The sequence below is a fragment of the Myxococcales bacterium genome, assembly GCA_016716835.1.
Taxonomy (GTDB): Bacteria; Myxococcota_A; Polyangia; order Haliangiales; family Haliangiaceae; genus JADJUW01.
The window spans coordinates 1,300,776-1,318,131 of the sequence record JADJUW010000001.1 but is presented as its reverse complement, the minus strand read 5'-3'; the positions used below and the strand labels follow the sequence as shown (position 1 = coordinate 1,318,131).

15 protein-coding genes are annotated in these 17,356 nt (G+C 65.0%); 9 read left to right on the top strand and 6 right to left on the bottom strand.

Features of this window, described 5'->3' with window-relative positions:
* The first annotated feature begins 38 nt into the window (after positions 1–38).
* The 9 genes from ftsH to IPL79_05850 all read left to right on the top strand — a co-directional run bounded on the left by ftsH (position 39) and on the right by IPL79_05850 (position 9,636).
* Positions 39–1,982 (top strand): ATP-dependent zinc metalloprotease FtsH, encoded by a 1,944-nt coding sequence (ftsH, locus tag IPL79_05890; protein MBK9070517.1) that lies wholly within the window; start codon positions 39–41, stop codon positions 1,980–1,982.
* A gap of 6 nt (positions 1,983–1,988) precedes the next feature.
* Positions 1,989–2,906 carry a dihydropteroate synthase gene (folP, locus tag IPL79_05885; GenBank protein MBK9070516.1) on the top strand — a complete coding sequence of 306 codons (918 nt, stop codon included), beginning with the start codon at positions 1,989–1,991 and terminating at the stop codon, positions 2,904–2,906.
* A 15-nt stretch (positions 2,907–2,921) separates the two neighbouring features.
* On the top strand, positions 2,922–4,283 hold the full coding sequence (locus IPL79_05880; protein MBK9070515.1) for a phosphoglucosamine mutase: 1,362 nt from the start codon (positions 2,922–2,924) through the stop codon (positions 4,281–4,283).
* Complete coding sequence (locus IPL79_05875) at positions 4,280–5,839, top strand: NAD(P)H-hydrate dehydratase (protein MBK9070514.1); 1,560 nt, start codon at positions 4,280–4,282, stop codon at positions 5,837–5,839. Before IPL79_05880 ends, IPL79_05875 begins: the two co-directional genes overlap by 4 nt.
* A 74-nt stretch (positions 5,840–5,913) precedes the next feature.
* Complete coding sequence (locus IPL79_05870) at positions 5,914–6,453, top strand: sigma-70 family RNA polymerase sigma factor (protein ID MBK9070513.1); 540 nt, start codon at positions 5,914–5,916, stop codon at positions 6,451–6,453.
* 39 nt (positions 6,454–6,492) lie between these two features.
* Positions 6,493–8,037 (top strand): hypothetical protein, encoded by a 1,545-nt coding sequence (locus tag IPL79_05865; GenBank protein ID MBK9070512.1) that lies wholly within the window; start codon positions 6,493–6,495, stop codon positions 8,035–8,037.
* Between the two features lie 154 nt (positions 8,038–8,191).
* The gene (locus IPL79_05860) at positions 8,192–8,920 is read left to right on the top strand and encodes a hypothetical protein (protein MBK9070511.1); all 729 of its coding nucleotides are present in this window, start codon (positions 8,192–8,194) and stop codon (positions 8,918–8,920) included.
* 24 nt (positions 8,921–8,944) lie between these two features.
* Positions 8,945–9,331, top strand: coding sequence for a DUF962 domain-containing protein (locus tag IPL79_05855; GenBank protein MBK9070510.1), 387 nt, complete (start codon positions 8,945–8,947; stop codon positions 9,329–9,331).
* Between the two features lie 35 nt (positions 9,332–9,366).
* Positions 9,367–9,636 (top strand): hypothetical protein, encoded by a 270-nt coding sequence (locus tag IPL79_05850; protein ID MBK9070509.1) that lies wholly within the window; start codon positions 9,367–9,369, stop codon positions 9,634–9,636.
* A gap of 23 nt (positions 9,637–9,659) precedes the next feature.
* On the opposite strand, the gene IPL79_05845 is transcribed toward IPL79_05850, so the two are convergent.
* The 6 genes from IPL79_05845 to IPL79_05820 form a co-directional block, all read right to left on the bottom strand.
* A complete protein-coding gene (locus IPL79_05845; protein MBK9070508.1) occupies positions 9,660–10,070 on the bottom strand; it encodes a hypothetical protein in 411 nt (136 codons plus the stop codon).
* A 37-nt stretch (positions 10,071–10,107) separates the two neighbouring features.
* Positions 10,108–10,557, bottom strand: a complete 450-nt coding sequence (locus IPL79_05840; GenBank protein MBK9070507.1) for a hypothetical protein — start codon at positions 10,555–10,557, stop codon at positions 10,108–10,110.
* Between the two features lie 52 nt (positions 10,558–10,609).
* A complete protein-coding gene (locus IPL79_05835; GenBank protein MBK9070506.1) occupies positions 10,610–11,860 on the bottom strand; it encodes a VWA domain-containing protein in 1,251 nt (416 codons plus the stop codon).
* Between the two features lie 1,498 nt (positions 11,861–13,358).
* Positions 13,359–15,344 (bottom strand): VWA domain-containing protein, encoded by a 1,986-nt coding sequence (locus tag IPL79_05830; protein ID MBK9070505.1) that lies wholly within the window; start codon positions 15,342–15,344, stop codon positions 13,359–13,361.
* On the bottom strand, positions 15,341–16,279 hold the full coding sequence (locus IPL79_05825; GenBank protein ID MBK9070504.1) for a DUF58 domain-containing protein: 939 nt from the start codon (positions 16,277–16,279) through the stop codon (positions 15,341–15,343). Before IPL79_05825 ends, IPL79_05830 begins: the two co-directional genes overlap by 4 nt.
* A 48-nt stretch (positions 16,280–16,327) precedes the next feature.
* A complete protein-coding gene (locus tag IPL79_05820; protein ID MBK9070503.1) occupies positions 16,328–17,338 on the bottom strand; it encodes an AAA family ATPase in 1,011 nt (336 codons plus the stop codon).
* Between the last annotated feature and the right edge of the window lie 18 nt (positions 17,339–17,356).

Here is a 17,356-nt window from a genome sequence, read left to right as displayed (position 1 = left end):
GGGTGCGCACCTAGGGGGTGCGTGCTACTGTTTTTCTCGTGCGTCAGTCCCATAAAACCATCCTGGTTTGGATCATTGCAGCCCTCATTTTTGTGAGCGTCTACAGCATGTTCACGGATCAGTCGAGCAAGCAAAAAGAGCTCGACGTGGTCGCGTTTCGCGCCTTGCTAAGCGACAAGACGGCGGCCGCGAACATCCAACAAATCCAAGTCGAGCCGCGCGGGCGTAACGATGCGAAGTACGTTATTTCCTATAAGGACAACACCGCCAAGGCGATCACCTACGGCGAGTTTCCGGAAAACCTGCCGCAGCTCATTGCCGCGGCCAACATTCCTTATTCGGTGAAAGCCAAGGAAGAGTCGAGCTTCTGGCCACAGCTGCTGCTGTCGTGGCTGCCGATGTTGTTCTTGTTTGGCATCTTCTTCTTTTTCTTGCGCCAGATGCAGTCTGGCGGCGGCAAGGCGATGAGCTTTGGCAAGTCCAAGGCGCGCCTGCTTGCCGAAGGGCAAAACAAGGTGACCTTTAAAGACGTCGCCGGCGTCGAAGAGGCCAAGGAAGAAGTCGAGGAAATCGTCGAGTTCCTCAAAGACCCGAAAAAATTTACCAAGCTCGGCGGCCGTATCCCGAAGGGCGTGCTGATGATGGGCTCGCCGGGCACCGGCAAGACCCTGCTCGCCAAAGCGATCGCGGGCGAGGCTGGCGTGCCCTTCTTTTCGATCTCGGGTTCAGACTTCGTAGAAATGTTTGTCGGCGTCGGCGCCTCGCGCGTGCGCGACCTCTTTGAGCAAGGCAAAAAGAACGCGCCGTGCATTATTTTTATCGATGAAATTGATGCGGTAGGCCGCCATCGCGGCGCGGGCGTCGGCGGCGGCCACGACGAGCGCGAGCAAACGCTCAACCAGTTGCTCGTCGAAATGGACGGCTTTGAGGCCAACGACGGCGTTATCATCATTGCCGCGACGAACCGCCCAGACGTCCTCGACCCGGCGCTGCTCCGCGCTGGTCGCTTTGACCGCCGCATCGTGGTGCCAAGGCCCGACGTGCGCGGCCGCGTTGGCATTTTGGAAGTCCACGCCGCCAAGGTGCCGCTGGATGCCAACGTTGACCTCGCGGTCATTGCCCGCGGCACCCCTGGGTTCTCCGGCGCCGATCTCGAGGCGCTGGTGAATGAAGGCGCGCTGATTGCGGCGCGCAAAAATCGCGAAAAGGTCGCGATGGCGGATTTCGAAGAAGCCAAGGACAAGGTCATGATGGGCGCCGAGCGCCGATCGATGATCATCTCGGATAAAGAGAAGAAGACGACGGCGGTGCACGAAATCGGCCACGCCCTGGTCGCGCGTTTTGTTGGCGTCGATGCCGACCCGGTGCACAAAGTGACCATCATCCCGCGCGGTCGCGCGCTGGGACTTACGCAACAGCTGCCGACCGAAGATCGCCTCAGCATGACCGGCGAGTTTGCGCGCAATACGATTTGCATCCTCATGGGTGGCCGCGTCGCCGAAGAGCTGGTGTTTGCGCAGAAAACCACCGGCGCCGGCAACGACATCGAGCGGGCGACCGAATTGGCGCGCTCGATGGTCACCGAGTGGGGCATGAGCGATGAGTTCGGTCCGCTCAATTTTGCCGGCAGCAAGCAAGAGGTCTTCTTGGGCCGCGACCTAAGCTCGGGCGAGCGGCACTCCGAAGACACCATGCGGCGCATCGATGCTGAAATTAGAAGCATCGTCGTGGCTCAGTATGAGCGTGCCAAGCAAATCCTCACCGATCAACGCGCCTTGCTCGACAGCATGTCGGAGGCGCTGCTTGAGTACGAGACGATTGATCACGACGACATCGAGGTCTTGTTGCGCGGCGAGAAACTCAACCGGCCGCTGCCGCCACCGCGCCGCAAAGGGCCTGAGGTCAAGCCGGAAGCCAAGGACGAAAAAAAAGACGGTCTGGCCGGGGTATTGGCCACCGAGCCAGCGCCAAAATTGGCGTAGCGCGCGATGCAGACGATGCGCCGCGCGGCGCTGCGCGCGACCTTTCGCACGGGCACGTGGGCCGCTTCGCGCCCCTACTGGCTCGGCGTCCTTAATGTCACGCCCGATTCGTTTTCCGATGGCGGTGAGTTAGTCGACGTTGCGGCCGTGATGCGGCGAGCCGAGGCGTTGGTGGCGGATGGCGCCGATATGCTCGACCTCGGCGGCGAATCGACCAATCCTCGCGCCACGCCCGTTAGCGAAGCCGAGGAGCTAGCTCGCGTTTTGCCCGCCTTGCGCGCACTGTGTCGCTGGGGCGTCGTGCCGATCTCGATTGATACGACCAAGGCCGCCGTCGCCGCGATCGCGATCGCAGAGGGCGCCGAGGTCGTCAACGACATCTCGGGCGGTCGCTTCGATGCCGGGATGCGCACGCTCGTCGCCGCGCAGCCGGTCATATATATTGCCGGCCACGTGGCGTCGTCGTCGCTCTCCGCCATGTTTGTCGACGAGCAATGTCCGCGAGCCGCCCAGATCGCCGACGCGTGGCACGCGCAGGTTCTCAGTTGGCCGCCCGGTCGCCGAGGCGATGTGTGGTGCGATCCGGGGCTCGGCATGGGCAAGGGCGCCTCGCCGGGCGCGCACCTCGAACTGATTGCCGAGATGCCCACCTTAATGGCGGCGACCGCCACGCCGGTGGTGATCGGTGCATCGCGCAAGCGGTTTATTCGCGCGCTGCTCGCCGACGAGGCGTGGGCGGCATCGCGAGGCTTGCGCGCGACACCGACACCCACCACGGCCGAGCTAGACGTCGCCACGGGCCATGTAAATGTCGCCGCGATCGCCGCCGGGGCGCACGTCATCCGCGTCCACAACATTGCGCAATCTCGCCAAATCTACGCGGCTTGGCGCGAGAGTGAGGCAGCGCCCGCCATTTCGCGGTAGCATGCAGCCCAGCATATGACGCGAAAGCTCTTTGGAACCGATGGCATGCGCGGCTTGGCGAATGTCGAGCCTATGACGCCCGAAACCGTAATGAAGCTAGGGATGGCAGTGGCGCTGCGCCTGCGCAAGGGCAACCGCGGGCCGCGCATCGCGATCGGCAAAGACACCAGGCAATCGGGTTATTTGTTCGAGTCGGCGCTCGCCGCCGGCATCGTCGCAATGGGCGGCGACGTGTGGCTCACGGGGCCACTGCCCACCCCTGGCGTCGCGTTTATTACGTCGTCGATGCGCTGCGATGCGGGCATCATGATTTCGGCGTCGCATAATCCGTTTGAAGACAATGGCATCAAGATCTTCTCGCACGACGGCTTCAAGCTCCCCGACGAGGTCGAGGCATCTATTGAGGCGCTAATGGCGTCGCCTGAGCTGGCCGATGGGCGTGTGCGTTCGAGCGAGATTGGTAAGGCCACTCGCATTGAAGACGCGCGCGGCCGCTACATCGTGTTTTGCAAACAGACCTTCCCGGCTGAGCTCACGCTCGAAGGCCTGCGCATCGTCATCGATGCCGGCCACGGCGCGGCGTACAAGGTCGCGCCGGCAATTATGGAAGAGCTCGGTGCCAAGGTCATCAGCATCCATTGCAAGCCCGACGGCCAAAACATCAATCGCCAAGCCGGCGCCTTGCACCCCGAGCAGCTCGCGGAGACGGTGCGGCTGTATCATGCACACCTTGGGCTGGCGCTCGATGGCGATGCCGATCGGCTCATCTTGTGCGACGAGCGCGGCAACGTGATCGACGGCGACGCGGTGATGGCGATCGCCGCGACGCGCATGCTGCAGCGTGGGACCTTAGCGCACAACACCTTGGTCACCACGGTCATGTCCAATATTGGGCTCGAGCGCGCCATGAAGGCGGCGGGCGGCGCCTTGGTGCGGACGCAGGTTGGCGATCGCTACGTGGTCGAGGCGATGCGCAAGCACGGCTACAACCTCGGCGGCGAGCAATCGGGGCACATGGTGTTTCTCGACCACTGCACCACGGGCGATGGCATCATCGCGGCGCTGAGCGTGCTCGCGACCATGGTGCGCGAAGACAAGCCGTTGTCGGAGTTGGCGCGCTGCATGGAAAAAAGCCCGCAGGTGCTGGTCAACGTCAAGGTGCCGCGCAAGGTGCCGCTGGCGCAAATGCCCGAGGTGGAGCGCGCGATCGCGGCGGTCGAGGCGCGGCTTGGCGACGAAGGCCGCGTGCTCGTGCGTTATAGCGGCACCGAGGCTAAGGCGCGCGTGATGATCGAGGGCCCGGACGAACCGATGATTCGCGAGCACGCCGAGGCGATTGCCGCCATGCTAGTCCAGGCCTGCGGGGCCGCTGCATGAGGCCGGTGGTCTCGATCGCCGACATGCTGGCGCTCGAGACCGCGCTCATGGCGAGGGGCGTACCGCAAAGCGAGCTGATGCGGCGCGCCGGGGCGGGCGTCGCGGACGTGGTGTTGGCGCGGTGGCGGCAGGCGCCGGCGGCGCGCGTGGTCGTGGTGTGCGGCCCCGGCAACAATGGCGGCGATGGCTACGTTGTCGCGCGCGTCGTGGCCGCGGCGGGCGTGCCGGTGCGCGTATGGGCCGTGGCGCCACCGCGGACGGAGGCGGCACGCACGGCGAGCGCCGACGCGGCCGCAGATGGCGTGATAGCGCGCGAGCTTAAGCCATTTGCCATGGCCGCTTATCTGGCCGACGTCGAGGGTGCCTTGGTCGTCGATTCGATTTTTGGCACCGGCGTGGCGCGCGCGGTGGATGGCGCCGCGGCGCAGGCGATCGCCGCGTATCCGCGCGCGGCTTATGTGATCGCGGTGGATGTCCCCTCGGGGATAAACGCCGACACGGGCATCGCGGCGGCGGCGGTACGCGCCGACATGACCGTCGCGTGTGGCGCCTACAAGCTCGCGCACGCGGTTTCGCCAGGCCTGGGGCTGGTGGGCATTGTCCGATTTGCGGACATTGGCCTCTCACCGGCCGAGACAAATGCCGTGGCACGCGCGCAGCTCATCTCGCCGCGCGATGCCGCCGCATGGCTGCCGCGTGAGGCGGCGGAGGCGCACAAGGGCGTGCGCGGCCATGTGCTCTGCGTTGGCGGCGGGCCAGGCATGCGCGGCGCGGGGCGGCTGGCTGCCTATGGCGCCCTACGCGCAGGGGCGGGCACCGTCGTGCTCGTCGCGCCAGATAACGTAGAGGTGCGTGCCCCAGCACCGGTGATGACCTCGTGGGCGCAGGATGCCGCGCTGTGGACGCGACCGGCGCATGCGTGTGTGGTTGGCCCAGGCCTCGGCCGCGATGCCGATGCCATAGAGGCGCTGGCGCGAGCGCTGCGCAGCGACCTGCCGCTCGTGATCGATGCCGATGCGCTCAATTTGTTAGCGGCGGGCGAGGTGCGTATGCCCGCGGCGCGGCGCGACGCCGGCGTCACCGTGCTCACGCCTCATCCCGGGGAGGCGGCGCGATTGCTCGACCTTTCTGTAGCCGAGGTGCAGGCCGATCGCGTTGCGGCGGCGCTCGCCTTGGCAGCGCGCTTCCGCGTAACCGCGGTGCTCAAGGGCGAAGGCACGGTGATCGCGCATGGAGCCCGCGTGTTGGTGGTCGCCGCGCACGTGCCGGCGCTGGCCACTGCAGGCAGCGGCGACGTACTCGCCGGCGTGCTGGCATCGCTGCTCGCGCAGGCGGCCGCCGCGCCGCGCCGAGACGATGCGACAGGCCTCGGCTTGCCGTCGCACGTAAGCGTCGTCGCGGCGGGCGTTGGCCTGCACGCGCAAGCAGGTGCGCTCATGGGGCGCCGGCTCGGCGCGCGCGGCGCGACCGCGCTCGATATTGTCCGCTATTTGCCGCGGGCACGCGTGTCCTTACTGACACGCCTGCCGCCGGCAACGCCTGCCGCGATAATTTAGCGCCATTTTTTCAGTAGGTTACAAGGCGCCGCGGGCGCGCGCGGCTTGGCATTTTGCTTGCTCTAGCAAGCCTCATGATCGCAGCCAAAGACGAATTCGCCGCCGTTTGCATGCCGCTGTACCCCGATGTGCTGCGCCTCGCGCGCTACCTCTGCAAAGATCAGGAGCGCGCCGCCGACCTCGCCCAGGATACGTTTGCGCAGGCGCTATCACATTGGCATCAGTTTACGCCCGAGACCAACGCGCGCGCCTGGCTCCTGCGCATCGCCCGCAATACGTTTATCAATCAGTATCGCCGCCGCAAGCGCGAGCGGCGCGCGGTCACCGAGCAAGGCGAGGTCTTGGTGAACGCCACCCACAGCCATGTCGCCCACGTCGACGTCGATGCCGCAAAATTGCGAGACGCGCTTACCAGCGCGGTGGCGCAGCTCGACGCGCGCTTCGCCGAGGTGTTTGAGCGCGCCGACGTCGAGGAGATGGCCTACGCCGCGATCGCCGCCGATCTCAAGATTCCCATCGGCACCGTGATGTCGCGCCTGTCGCGCGCGCGCGGCGCCCTGCGCAAGCAGTTAGCTCCTTGGCACAGCCAACATGAGCCACTGTACGCCGCCTGATCGCTTGGGCTCGACGCCGCCGTCCAGTACAATGCGGCGATGCAGCTCATTGCGTTTCCGTCGCTTGGCAGCGCGCCCCATGAAACGTGGGCCGGCGCGGCCATGGCCTTGGCCGCCATCGCGCAGGATGGCGAAGATGCCGTCGCCTGTCGCGCCCGTCTGCTCGGCGTCAAGCATATCGACGCACCCGCGGTCCCGATGTGGTTTGCGATGTTTGGCGTTGCGGTGGGGGCGGGCCGCGCGCGGCTCGACGCCCCGGTGCGCGACGCGCTTACGCCGCAACCCGGCGCTCGCCTCGCGCAACGGCTGTGGCAGGTCAATCCGCTGCTCGCCGCGACCGTGCATCGGTTGCTCGCGGAGCGGCCGCATAGCCGCGATGAAATTTACAAATTTCTCGGCAGCGCCGCCTATCAAGGCGAGCTCCCGTCGCATCCCGAGCTAGCGAATTGGCTTGCATGGGCTGCGCTGGTTGGGGTGGTGCGCCCGCTTGGCGTCGCGCTCGCCGCGGGCCCAGGCGCCACCGGATGGGATGGACTCGCCAAGGCGTTTGATGCCGACGCGTTTGTCGCGGAGCACGCTGGCGCCACAGTGGAGGCGGCTCCAGCCCCCGCACCTGACCACGCCGATGGCGCGGTGCGCGCGCTGAGCGTCGACGCCAACACGGCAGCCGTCGCGCGTACGTATGCGGCGTCAAGCCCTGGCGCGGCGGCCGCGGATGCTCATCGCGAGGTGCCACCTGCCGTCCTGCGTATCGATGAAACGGTTCCGCTCACGCCAGCCGCGCGGCTCGAGGCGCTCGCCGATTTGCCTGCGACGGCGCAGGCCGCGGTGCCCGCGCTAGTTGCGCGCGTGACGCCCACCGTACAACTGCTCACCGCGCAAGACGCGCAGCTCGATCCCTCGCTGTGGCAAGAAGATTCAAGTCGCGCCTTGCTGCAACTCGGGTTGCTCGCGGCGCTGGCGTTTCGCCCCGCGCCGTCTGGTCACTATCGCGATCGCACGGCGAGCCTCGCGCTGTATCGCACCATGCTCGAGGCGAAGCTGCTCGATGCGCTGATCGAGGGCCAGCTACCGGCAGGCGTCCCCGCCAGCGTCGATGCGTCGTCGTTGCTCTTGGCGTCCGTGCTCGCGCGTCGGCTCGCCGAGGCGCCGATGCTGCCCGACCAACTCGCGTCGGCAGGCAGCCTGCACGCAGCAATGGTTGCGCTTGACGTCGTGATGGGACGCGGCCTCTTAGGCCTCGAATTATTTTGGGTCGCGCGCGCGTTGGCGCAACTCGGCGTGCTGCGCTACCCCGGGCTCGGAGCTGGGCCGGCGATACCGTGGCGCGAGGCACGCAACGCCCTTGCGCGGTGGGGCGTGCTGCCGACTCCGTACGCTGCCGATATGGAAGCGCTTATAAAAGCTTCGAGCGAACTTTCCAAGTTTGCGACCGCAAGCCTGCCCGGCGACGCCGTGGTGCTCGCCTGGCAGGCGCATGGCGGGTGTGCGGCGTGGACGCAAAGCGCGCAAGCGCATGCGCAGGGTTGCCTTGGACGGTCGGCCTGCCTGCCATTTTGCCTTGAGCATAGCGACTTGGCGTAAGCAGCACGGCGAGGGGTGGGGGAAAAGTCCCACAAGGCCGGGGGAGAAGTCCTCACTGAAAATCGAAATACTGACGTAAATACAATTGCTTAGTAAGGTCTTCCACTCCGAAAGCCTGGCGCGACTTGGCGCCGCACTTGCAACATGTGGCTGTATGACGCGTTTATCTAGGCTGCTCGCGGTGTTTGTCTGCTCCTTCACGGCGGCGTGTACGGTCGGCGACGTCACCGATGGTCAGCCCGGCGGCGGCCGTTCGACCGACGACCCTGCGACCGAACCCGGCGCGCCTGGCACCCCAGGTGTCCCGACTCCTCCAGGGCAAACTGGCATCTCGCTGTCAAATCCTGCGGCCGTTTCCACCAAGCTTGGCACTACGATCGAAATCCCCATCGCGGTCTCCGCGGCGGGCGTGGCGGGCAACATTGCCTTGACCGCCACCGGCGTACCGGCCGGCTGGACCGCCAGCGTCGTACCCGCCAGCGTCTCGGGCACCGAGGCCACCGAGGTTCACCTCGTGGTGCAAGTACCAACTAATGCCACCGCGTCGGCCTATCAGCTTGGCGTATCGGCATCGGGCAGCGGCGCAAGCCAGGCAGTGGTTGCCCCGGTTACCGTGCAAAACCAACTCGACCTTTCGATCGCCAGCGGCGGCGTGCACAGCTTCAGCGGCGTCGTCTACGTCAAGGCGGGCGCGCAGCTCCTCATCAAAAATAATGACACGGTGAATCACCAGGTCCACGCCTCGGCGCCGCTGCAGCATCAGGGCAGCCCGATGGCACCGGGCGGCACGTATACCCAAACGCCGGGCGGGGCCGGACAAGTGACCGTCTATTGCCACATTCACGGCCAAGGATCTGGGGCGCTCAACATCATCGTGCAGTAGGCTAGCATCTGCCCAGGAGGGTGCATGACGACGCAACTAGCAAGGCCGCAATCATTTCGCGAATTCTGGGACTACTACGTTAGCCAACATCTAAATCGCACCAATCGCCGCTGCCATTTTGTCGGCACGACGATTGGCTTTGGCTGGCTCGTGCTCGCCATCGCCTGGCGCCAGCCATGGTTCATCTTGGCGGGCCTTGCATCGGGTTATGCCGGCGCGTGGTTCGGACACTTTGTTTTCGAAAAAAACAAGCCCGCGACGTGGGGTTCGCCGTTATTTGCGGTTTGGTCGTTTGGCAGCGATTGGATCATGTGGGCAAAGATGCTGACCGGTCGCATGGATCGCGAGGTAACCAGGGTTGGCGCGCTGGCCCGCAACGATTCATCGGGTGTTGCGCAGGCGATGGCTTGAATCACGCGTCACATCCCGGTAAAAATAGTTCATCTATGGATCTAGATGAAGTCAAAGAGGTCGCCGAGGATTTTTTTGCAGACAAAGACTCGGATCGCGGCGACGTCGAGATGACCATCGGTCGCGTCAGCACGGACGGCGAGACACTTTTTATTCGCTTCGTCTTTGATGCCGATGAGTTTGAAGACGGCGAGCTTTCGCCGCGAGCGACCAATGCGGCCAACGCCGCGGTCGATAGCTTTCGCGCCGAATACCCCGAATACGAAGATCTCGCGATCGAACTCGATTTCGCGACGGCGCGCTGAGCGCGCAAAGCGCCTCGGGCAGGCTAGCGGCGGCGCAGCCACCAGATAATCAGAGCACCAGCCGCGAGCCACACGGGGGCGTGCGCATCGCTGTGGTGTGCGCCAGCGCAGCTGCCGCATCCGGAATCGTCACACCCCTCGCTGTCCCCCGGGCATATTGCCCCTGGCGTGCCGTCTGGCTCAAGGCTTACGCAAACCTCATCCGAATCGGCGCCAAACTGCACGTCGCCCGAAATAGCGGCCGCGACAAAACAGATCGTACGCGGTGTGGTAACCGTCTCATCCGTCACCGCGTCATAGCGCAGCGGCAGCTCGGCGCGCACATCGACGATGGTGAGATCCGGATAGACGCTGCGGGCGGCATCTGCCGGATAGGTGTCACGCACGCGCAGGGCGTACAAGGCGGCGCCATCGCCGGCGCCCACCGGCGTCACCGAGAAGCTCGTAGCAAGCGCGTCTCCATCGCTGCAATCATTGCTCCCATCTGGCTGCAGCGGTGAGCTGGTGATGTCGGCCGCGGCTAGGGTGAGGTCGGGTGCGGCGGCAAGCGAGATGTCTTCCGCCGTGAACGAAAACTCGCCAAATTCGCTGCAGGCGACCTGATCCGGAGGTGATCCGCATGTTGTACGTCGTGCCGGCGGCGAGCGGCGTGCTAGGCAGCACCATCGCCACGTAGTGCTTTACCTCGGTCGCCTCTCCCGATGGAAAAATTTCGATGATGGCGGGCACATCGCTGCCACCGCTGGCGACAAATTCGGCGGTTGTCGGCGCGCTACCTGGCGTTGCGTCGTAGCGAATGAACACCGGCGCCTCAAGCGGCCGCTGCGCGACGTCGTCGCTCACGGCATCGCGAAAGCAAACCCCGGGGTCGCACGCCTCCGCGAGCTGGTGCCCGAGCAGCGGGGTAAGGAGGGCCGCCAATAAAGCGGTAGATGCTAACGCGCGCAGACCCATCATGCGGGCAGGGTAGTCGTTATGGCGCGCTATCGTCAAACCCAAGCGTGCGATAAGCAGAAAACAAGCGCACGCGCTTGGCGTAAAGGTCGAGCAAGAACAACGCCGCCGCCGCGATCAAAAAATAACCCCAGACGTCTTGCGTGTAGGTAATGCGGCCGCCTGCTGAGCGCAGGGCATCGCTGGCTGCGGCGCGTGGTCGACCCGCCGTGATGCTGCTCACGCTGGCGAGCAGCTCCTGCTGGACGGCAGTCGTTTCAAACTCGGGTGGGTACGGCAAGGCCAGTGAGCCCAGCGATTCGGCGACGATGCTGCCGCCGCGCTTATGCGTCGCTTTGAGCAGAAAGCTGCCATAGTCGCGCAGGTGGGCGCCGGCGCCAAAGCTGGCGCCATAGCGGCCGGCGGCGGTTTGCTGCATGGGCAGCACGAGCAGGGCCTTGCCGGTGGCGGGGTCGATCACGGTTAGCTCGGTATCGAGCTCGTTGACAAATTGTTCCGAGGCGTCAATCGCATCGACGGTGACGTGCGCGACGCCGCCGGCGACCTGCACGGAGAGGTCATAGCTGTCGTACGTCTTGCGCCGCATGGTGCTGCGCACCACCTGGGCCCAAAACTTGGGGTAATTGCTCCATTTAATCCATTCGCTGCCCCAGCGATTCTTCACGTCACTTGTCCACGCGACGCTGGTGCCGGTGCCGTGGCGCCAGCGCGCCAATATCGGTTCGCCAAGATCCGATACCAAGATCACCTCGGCGGTCGGCTTGGGCTTGGTCGTAACATAGCCGCGCAAGGGCGGGGCAGCCTCGACGCCTGTGCCCTCGATCGCCTCGACGCGCTTGGCGACGCGCACCGCGACCAGGTCTTCCACCAGCTGCGACTTTTGGACCTCGGTGGTTTCCTTCATAAAGATGCGCGGCAACGACCCGATGTCTTCGACCATGTAGAGCCGCCCGTCGCCCGCATCGACGATCATCTGCAAGAGCGAGCGGCTGGCGCCGGCGACGCCAACCGCCGACACCGTGATGCGCGAGGCGCGCATATCGCGCACTAGATCGGCGAGGCCATCGGTCGGCGCCTGGCCGTCCGAAAGCAAGATGACGTGCTTGACCTTGGCGTTGATGTTTTGCAAGAGCTCAAACGCATCGCGCAGGCCGGGATAAATATTGGTCCCGCCGCCGGCGCGCAGCGTGGCAATCTCGCTGGCGATGCGCATGCGATTGCTGGCGCGTTGCGGCCGCACGAAGACCTTGGCCTGGGTGTCAAACGCCACGACGCCGATGATGTCATTTGGCGATAGCACGCCCGCGGTGGCGCGCGCGGACTCCTTGGCGGCCTCGGCCGGCCACCTTCCTCCATCGAACCCGACTTATCCATCACCAGCATGAGCGCGATGCTCGGCTCGGCGCGATCGCGCTCGGAATCAAAACGCACCGGCATCATGGCCTCCATCTTGGTGCCCTGATAGCCACCCGAGCCAAATGAATCTTCGCCGCCGGCCATGATAAGCCCACCGCCGAGCTGGCGCACATAGGTGTCGAGCGCGGTCATCTGCACGCTCGAGACAAATTGCGCCGCGACGTCCGAGATGACCACCGCGTCAAACGGTTCCAGCTCGCGCGCGGTGGCGGGCAGGCCGCGCGGGGTGCGCAGGTCGACCTCGATATTTTCGTGCTCGAGCGCGCGTTTGAAATAGCTGGCGCTCTGCGGATCGCGCGCCGCGCCACCCTCGACGTAAAGCACCCGCGGCCGCCCCTTGACCGGTGCGGTCATCACGGCCTCGTTGTTGCGCGTCTCGCCATCCGCGGCCATTTGGCCAATGGTGAGCTTGTAGGTCGTCGTGCCGGCGCGCTGAGCTTGCGACTTAAACGTCACGCGATTGTCGCCGGGCTCTAGCGTCACGCGCTTGCTGGGCTCGAGCGCATTTGGAAAGGCGTCTTGCCGCAGACTCGCCACGACCGCGTCGGCGTGGGACGACCAGATGGTGGCCGTGACCTCAAACGGTTGGCCGGCCTTAATTTCGTCGGGCAGGGTTAGCGCTGCGACGCGCACTTCTTGCCGCGCATTTTCGCCAACCTCGGCCCACGACACCGCGATTCCGAGCGATTTGGCGCGATACGCCTCGGCCAACAGGTCGCCATCGGTTTGGTTGCCATCGGTGAGGAGCAGCAAACTTGGGACATAGCCGTCGGGAAACAGGCCATACGAGAATTGCATGGCGCCCTGGATGTCGGAGCCGGGCGCGGCACCGGCGTGGCGGGCGAGGGTAAAGCGGCTGCCCGACTTGGCGACGACGCGCGGCGTCGCGGCAAAAGAAACCACGCCTAGCCATTCGTCTGGGCCCGGCGCCAGCGCGTCGACATAGCGCTGCGACGTGGCTAGTTGCTCGTCCGAGATCGACGCCGAAACGTCGACCAGGACCACGGTGGCGGTGCGCTGCGAGGTCATCTCGCGGGTTGGCCGCGCCAAGGCCGCGATGACCAAGATGATGGTTGTCAGGCGCAGCGTCAGCTGCAGCGCGCGTTGCGGCCATGCCATGTCGGTGAGCGAAAAGCGCGCGCCGAGCCATAACAGCGGCAGCGCGGCGAGCAGCAAAAACCAACGCGGCGCGAGAAACACCACGTTGCCGCCGAGAAATGGCGCGTGCAGCACAGGGTGGCCGGCGAGGCCGCGATGCAGCAGGAGCAACACGCTTACGCACAGCGCGCCGATGGCCGTCGCCATCACCGCGTGGCGGCGGACGCCTTGCCACAAGGCACGCAGCCGCGCGCTCATACCGTCACCCGCCGATGATACGTGAACCATTCCACGGCCAAGAGGGCCAAGGCGATGATGACCAGGTAGAGCCAAATGCGGCGCGACACCGAGACCACCATGGCGGGCGGTGGCGTGAGTTGCTTACCGCCAAGCGTCCACGTCGTTTGCGGCGCTATGCGCGATTCACTCGGCGACGCGAGATTCGCCGAAAAGTCGACGTCGCCGCCGTCGGTGCCGGTTGCGCCGTAAAACCCCACTTCTTGCGGATAGTACGTCAAAATGCCGTCGATAACCGGCGCGCGGGTGCTGGTCCCCGAGGGCGTGGTGATTGCGGTCTCCGCGAAACCGATCGCTGAGCCGAGCGGCAATTGCGCTTTGGTGCCGGTGACCAGCGTCGTCATCATGTCGATGTTATCGCCGGCGAACCAATCCAAGGCGTTGATCAAGAGCACCGGAAACGACACGCGCATGACCAAATCGGTGCCGCCGAGCGAAAAGCCACACAGCACTTGGCGAAAGCCCCCGTGCGCCGAGGCGACGATCACGGGTGCGCCCAGCGAGCTGGCTAGCGTGACCTCACCGCGGTCGCGACGCGGCGCAAAGGTCTTAGCCTTGTCAAAGTTAGTATCTGACAGCGTTACCCACTTCGTCACTGGGTGGTCGGTTGCCACGTCCGTGATGCGCGGCGCCGCGAGCTCACCGGCAACTGGCACGGGGCTTCGCGCCGGGTCGGGCGCAAAATAAAGCGCGTGCGTCGCCGGCGGCGTTTGCGGCGTATAGTCGTTAAAGACCACGGCGTCATAAGTCGCAATGACGTCGGGCGCCGACTCGTAGGCCTCGGGCGAAATGACCTCGGCGTCGATGTTGCTGTAGGCCGAAATCGCGCCCTCAAGAAATTCATTGCGACGGCTGACGATGACGATGGTTTGACGCTTGCGAGGCGGCAGCAAGGCAAACGCCGCGTCGTCGAGCGCGAAGCTGTCGGCGAGGTCGTCCGCCGCGAGTGGCAGCAATGTCGCGGTGAGGCGGTGGTCATCGCTGCTGGGGATATCGCGATAGATTTGGCGCAGCGTCGCGCCAGCGCCAATTTCAATCTCGCGCGTGTCAACCGGCGTGCTGCCATTGGCAATGACCAGCTTGCGCTTGGCGGCGGCGTCGCCGGTGTTGACTACCTCGAGGTAGACCTCGTAGGCCTCTTTGTTGGCGACGTAGCGCCGCGCGCCAAAGGCGATGATGCCGACATTGGCGACATCGCGGCCGACGCTGAGGTAGTGCGCCTCGATGCCGGTAAGGTCGACCTGTGTTAGCTCGCCTGCCTTGGCGTCGGGTGTCGTAGCGGCGGCGGTCGCGGCCGTCCAACGCACCGCTGGCATCATGGCCTCGGGCAGGGCGCCATCAGAAATGACGATCAACATGGGATTGCTGCGGCCGGCGAGCGCGTTGGCTGCGGTCGCCAGGGCGCGCCGCATGTCGGCGGGTGTTTGGGCTGGCTTCGCGTCCGCCAGCGGCGCCAAGACGCGTGCCTTATCGCTCGAAAATCGCGAGAGCGGCGTCGCCTGGCTATCGGCGCGAATGATGAGGAGTTGGTCATCGGCGCCGAGCCCCGCAACGGTCTTGGCGACGAGCGCCTTGGCGGCATCAAAGCGGGTCGCACCGGCACCCGCCTCGCCGCCGTCGGTGGCGGTCATCGACGCCGAGGCGTCGAGGACGATGACGACGTGCCGACGTCCCTTGTTGCTGAGGCCCAAGATGGGATCGAGGGCGGCAAACATGAGCAAGAGCAACATCGCGATGATGAGCAAAAGCGACAACAACCGGCGCAGCCGCCGCCACAAGGCGCTCGCATCCTTTTCGGCCAGGACTTGCTCCCACAGCGCGGCAAACGGCACCTCGACGCGGCGGTGCCGCGTGCGAATGAGATAGGCTGCGCCCGCCAAGGCCACGGCGCCCAGCGCGAGCCACAGCATGGTCATGGGGGCAAACAGGCCGCCCCAGCTCATCGCAAAAAACCTCCGGTGCGAAAGATGCGCAGCACCAATTCTTCGAAGCTCACGGACGTGGCGGTGCGAAACTGTGCGATCGCGTATTTTTTGCAGTACGCCTCAAGTTGCTCCTGGTAGGCGGCGAGCGCGGCCTTGTAGCGCTCTAAGATCGCGGGCGAAATTGTCACCGATTTTTCGTCGCCGGTTTCGCAGTCGACCAAGGTGAGGTCGCCGTGTAGCTGCGGCGCCGCCTCCTTGGGGTCAAACACCTGCAGCACAAAAGGCTCAAACTTGGCGTAGCGCAAAATATTGATCGCCTCGGCAAAGCCGCGGGTGTCGTAGAAATCTGAGATGACGAGCGCCAGCCCGGGCCGCTTGGTCTGCGCCACGAACGCCCGCATCGCCGCGGCCATGTCGGTGCCGCCGCCCAGCGTCGCGCCGCGGAAGAAATCCAAGATGCCAAAAATACGCGACTTGCCGCGCGTGGGCGCAAAGCGCCCCGTCACCCGATCTGAAAACGATACGATGGACACTCGGTCGAGGTTGGCAAGCCCAACATATGACAGCGCCGCGGCGACCTTCATGGCATAGTGCAATTTGGGCGGCGAGCCGAGTGCCATCGAATCGCTGACGTCGACCAAGAAATAAATGTGGAGGTCTTGCTCTTCCTCGAAGAGGCGCAGCAGCAGCTTGTCGAGGCGGCCGTAGAGATTCCAGTCGATGTAGCGAAAGTCGTCGCCGCGCGCGTATTGACGGTAGTCGGCAAATTCGATGCCGGCGCCGACGATCTTGGTCTTGCGCTCGGCGCGCTGGCCACCGGCCTGCAGCTTGCGCGCCACCATGTGGAGCTGCTCCAGCGTGCGAATAAACGCTTCGTCAAACAGCGCGCTGCGATCGGTTGCGCGCGCGGCGGCAGGCGATTGGTAGCGAGATTTGGTGGCGGGCTCGGTCATGCGGATGGGCTAGCTAGTCGTGCAGGCGGCGGACGGGCGGGGAAGGCCTTACTTGGCGTCGCCGAGATGGGCGATGACCGCCGCGATGACCGCGTCGGGCGCGATGCCTTCGGCCTGGCCTTCGAAGCTAAGCAGCATGCGATGGCGCAACGCCGCCGCGCTGACGTGGCGGATATCGTCGGTCGCCACCGCGTAGCGCCCTTGCAGCAAGGCGCGCGTTTTCGCGGCCAGCACCATCGCTTGCAAGCCGCGCGGCGAGGCGCCATAGCGAATATATTTTTTAACCATCGCCGGGACGCCAGGTGACGAAGGATGCGTCGACTCAAGCAGGCCAACCGCATAGTCCTGCACATTCTTCGCCATCGGCACCTTGCGCACTAGCTCCTGCATTTCGCCGACGCGCGTCTTAGATAGCACCGGCCGCGCGACCGCGGCTTGATCGCTGGTGGTGCGCTCGACGATGGAGTTGAGGTCGCTGCGGCTGGGGAAGTCGACGATCAGCTTGACGAGAAAACGATCGAGCTGCGCCTCGGGCAGCGGATACGTGCCTTCCATCTCGAGCGGGTTTTGCGTCGCCAACACAAAAAACGGGCGCTCGAGCCGGTGCGTGGTCTTGGCCACCGTGACCGAGCCTTCGCTCATCGCCTCGAGCAAGGCGGACTGCGTCTTGGGCGTGGCGCGGTTAATTTCGTCGGCGAGCACGATGTTTGCAAACAGCGGGCCGCGCTGAAATTCAAAGCGCCGAGCGTTGCCGTCGTCGACTAACACCTGGGTGCCGACGATGTCCGCCGGCATGAGATCGGGCGTGAACTGAATGCGCGAAAAGCTCGCATCCATCGCGCTCGCGAGCGTGCGCACGAGCAAGGTCTTGCCTAGGCCCGGGACGCCCTCGAGCAGCACGTGGCCGCCGCCGAGCAACGCCATGATGACGCCGTCGATGATGTCGGCCTGGCCAACGATGACCTTGCCAATCTCGTTTCGAAACGCCGTGACGTCGGTGATGAAGGCGTCGACCTTGGGCTTGATGTCGTCGGGGGGGAGGGTAGTGGCTTTGGTCATGGCAGTCCTTGCGATCGC

Coding starts and splice junctions, on each gene's coding strand:
- folP (MBK9070516.1), top strand. CDS start 1,989: ATGCAGACGATGCGCCGCGCGGCGCTGCGCGCGACCTTTCGCACGGGC.
- IPL79_05880 (MBK9070515.1), top strand. CDS start 2,922: ATGACGCGAAAGCTCTTTGGAACCGATGGCATGCGCGGCTTGGCGAAT.
- IPL79_05875 (MBK9070514.1), top strand. CDS start 4,280: ATGAGGCCGGTGGTCTCGATCGCCGACATGCTGGCGCTCGAGACCGCG.
- IPL79_05870 (MBK9070513.1), top strand. CDS start 5,914: ATGATCGCAGCCAAAGACGAATTCGCCGCCGTTTGCATGCCGCTGTAC.
- IPL79_05865 (MBK9070512.1), top strand. CDS start 6,493: ATGCAGCTCATTGCGTTTCCGTCGCTTGGCAGCGCGCCCCATGAAACG.
- IPL79_05860 (MBK9070511.1), top strand. CDS start 8,192: ATGACGCGTTTATCTAGGCTGCTCGCGGTGTTTGTCTGCTCCTTCACG.
- IPL79_05855 (MBK9070510.1), top strand. CDS start 8,945: ATGACGACGCAACTAGCAAGGCCGCAATCATTTCGCGAATTCTGGGAC.
- IPL79_05850 (MBK9070509.1), top strand. CDS start 9,367: ATGGATCTAGATGAAGTCAAAGAGGTCGCCGAGGATTTTTTTGCAGAC.
- IPL79_05830 (MBK9070505.1), bottom strand. CDS start 15,344: ATGAGCTGGGGCGGCCTGTTTGCCCCCATGACCATGCTGTGGCTCGCG.
- IPL79_05825 (MBK9070504.1), bottom strand. CDS start 16,279: ATGACCGAGCCCGCCACCAAATCTCGCTACCAATCGCCTGCCGCCGCG.
- IPL79_05820 (MBK9070503.1), bottom strand. CDS start 17,338: ATGACCAAAGCCACTACCCTCCCCCCCGACGACATCAAGCCCAAGGTC.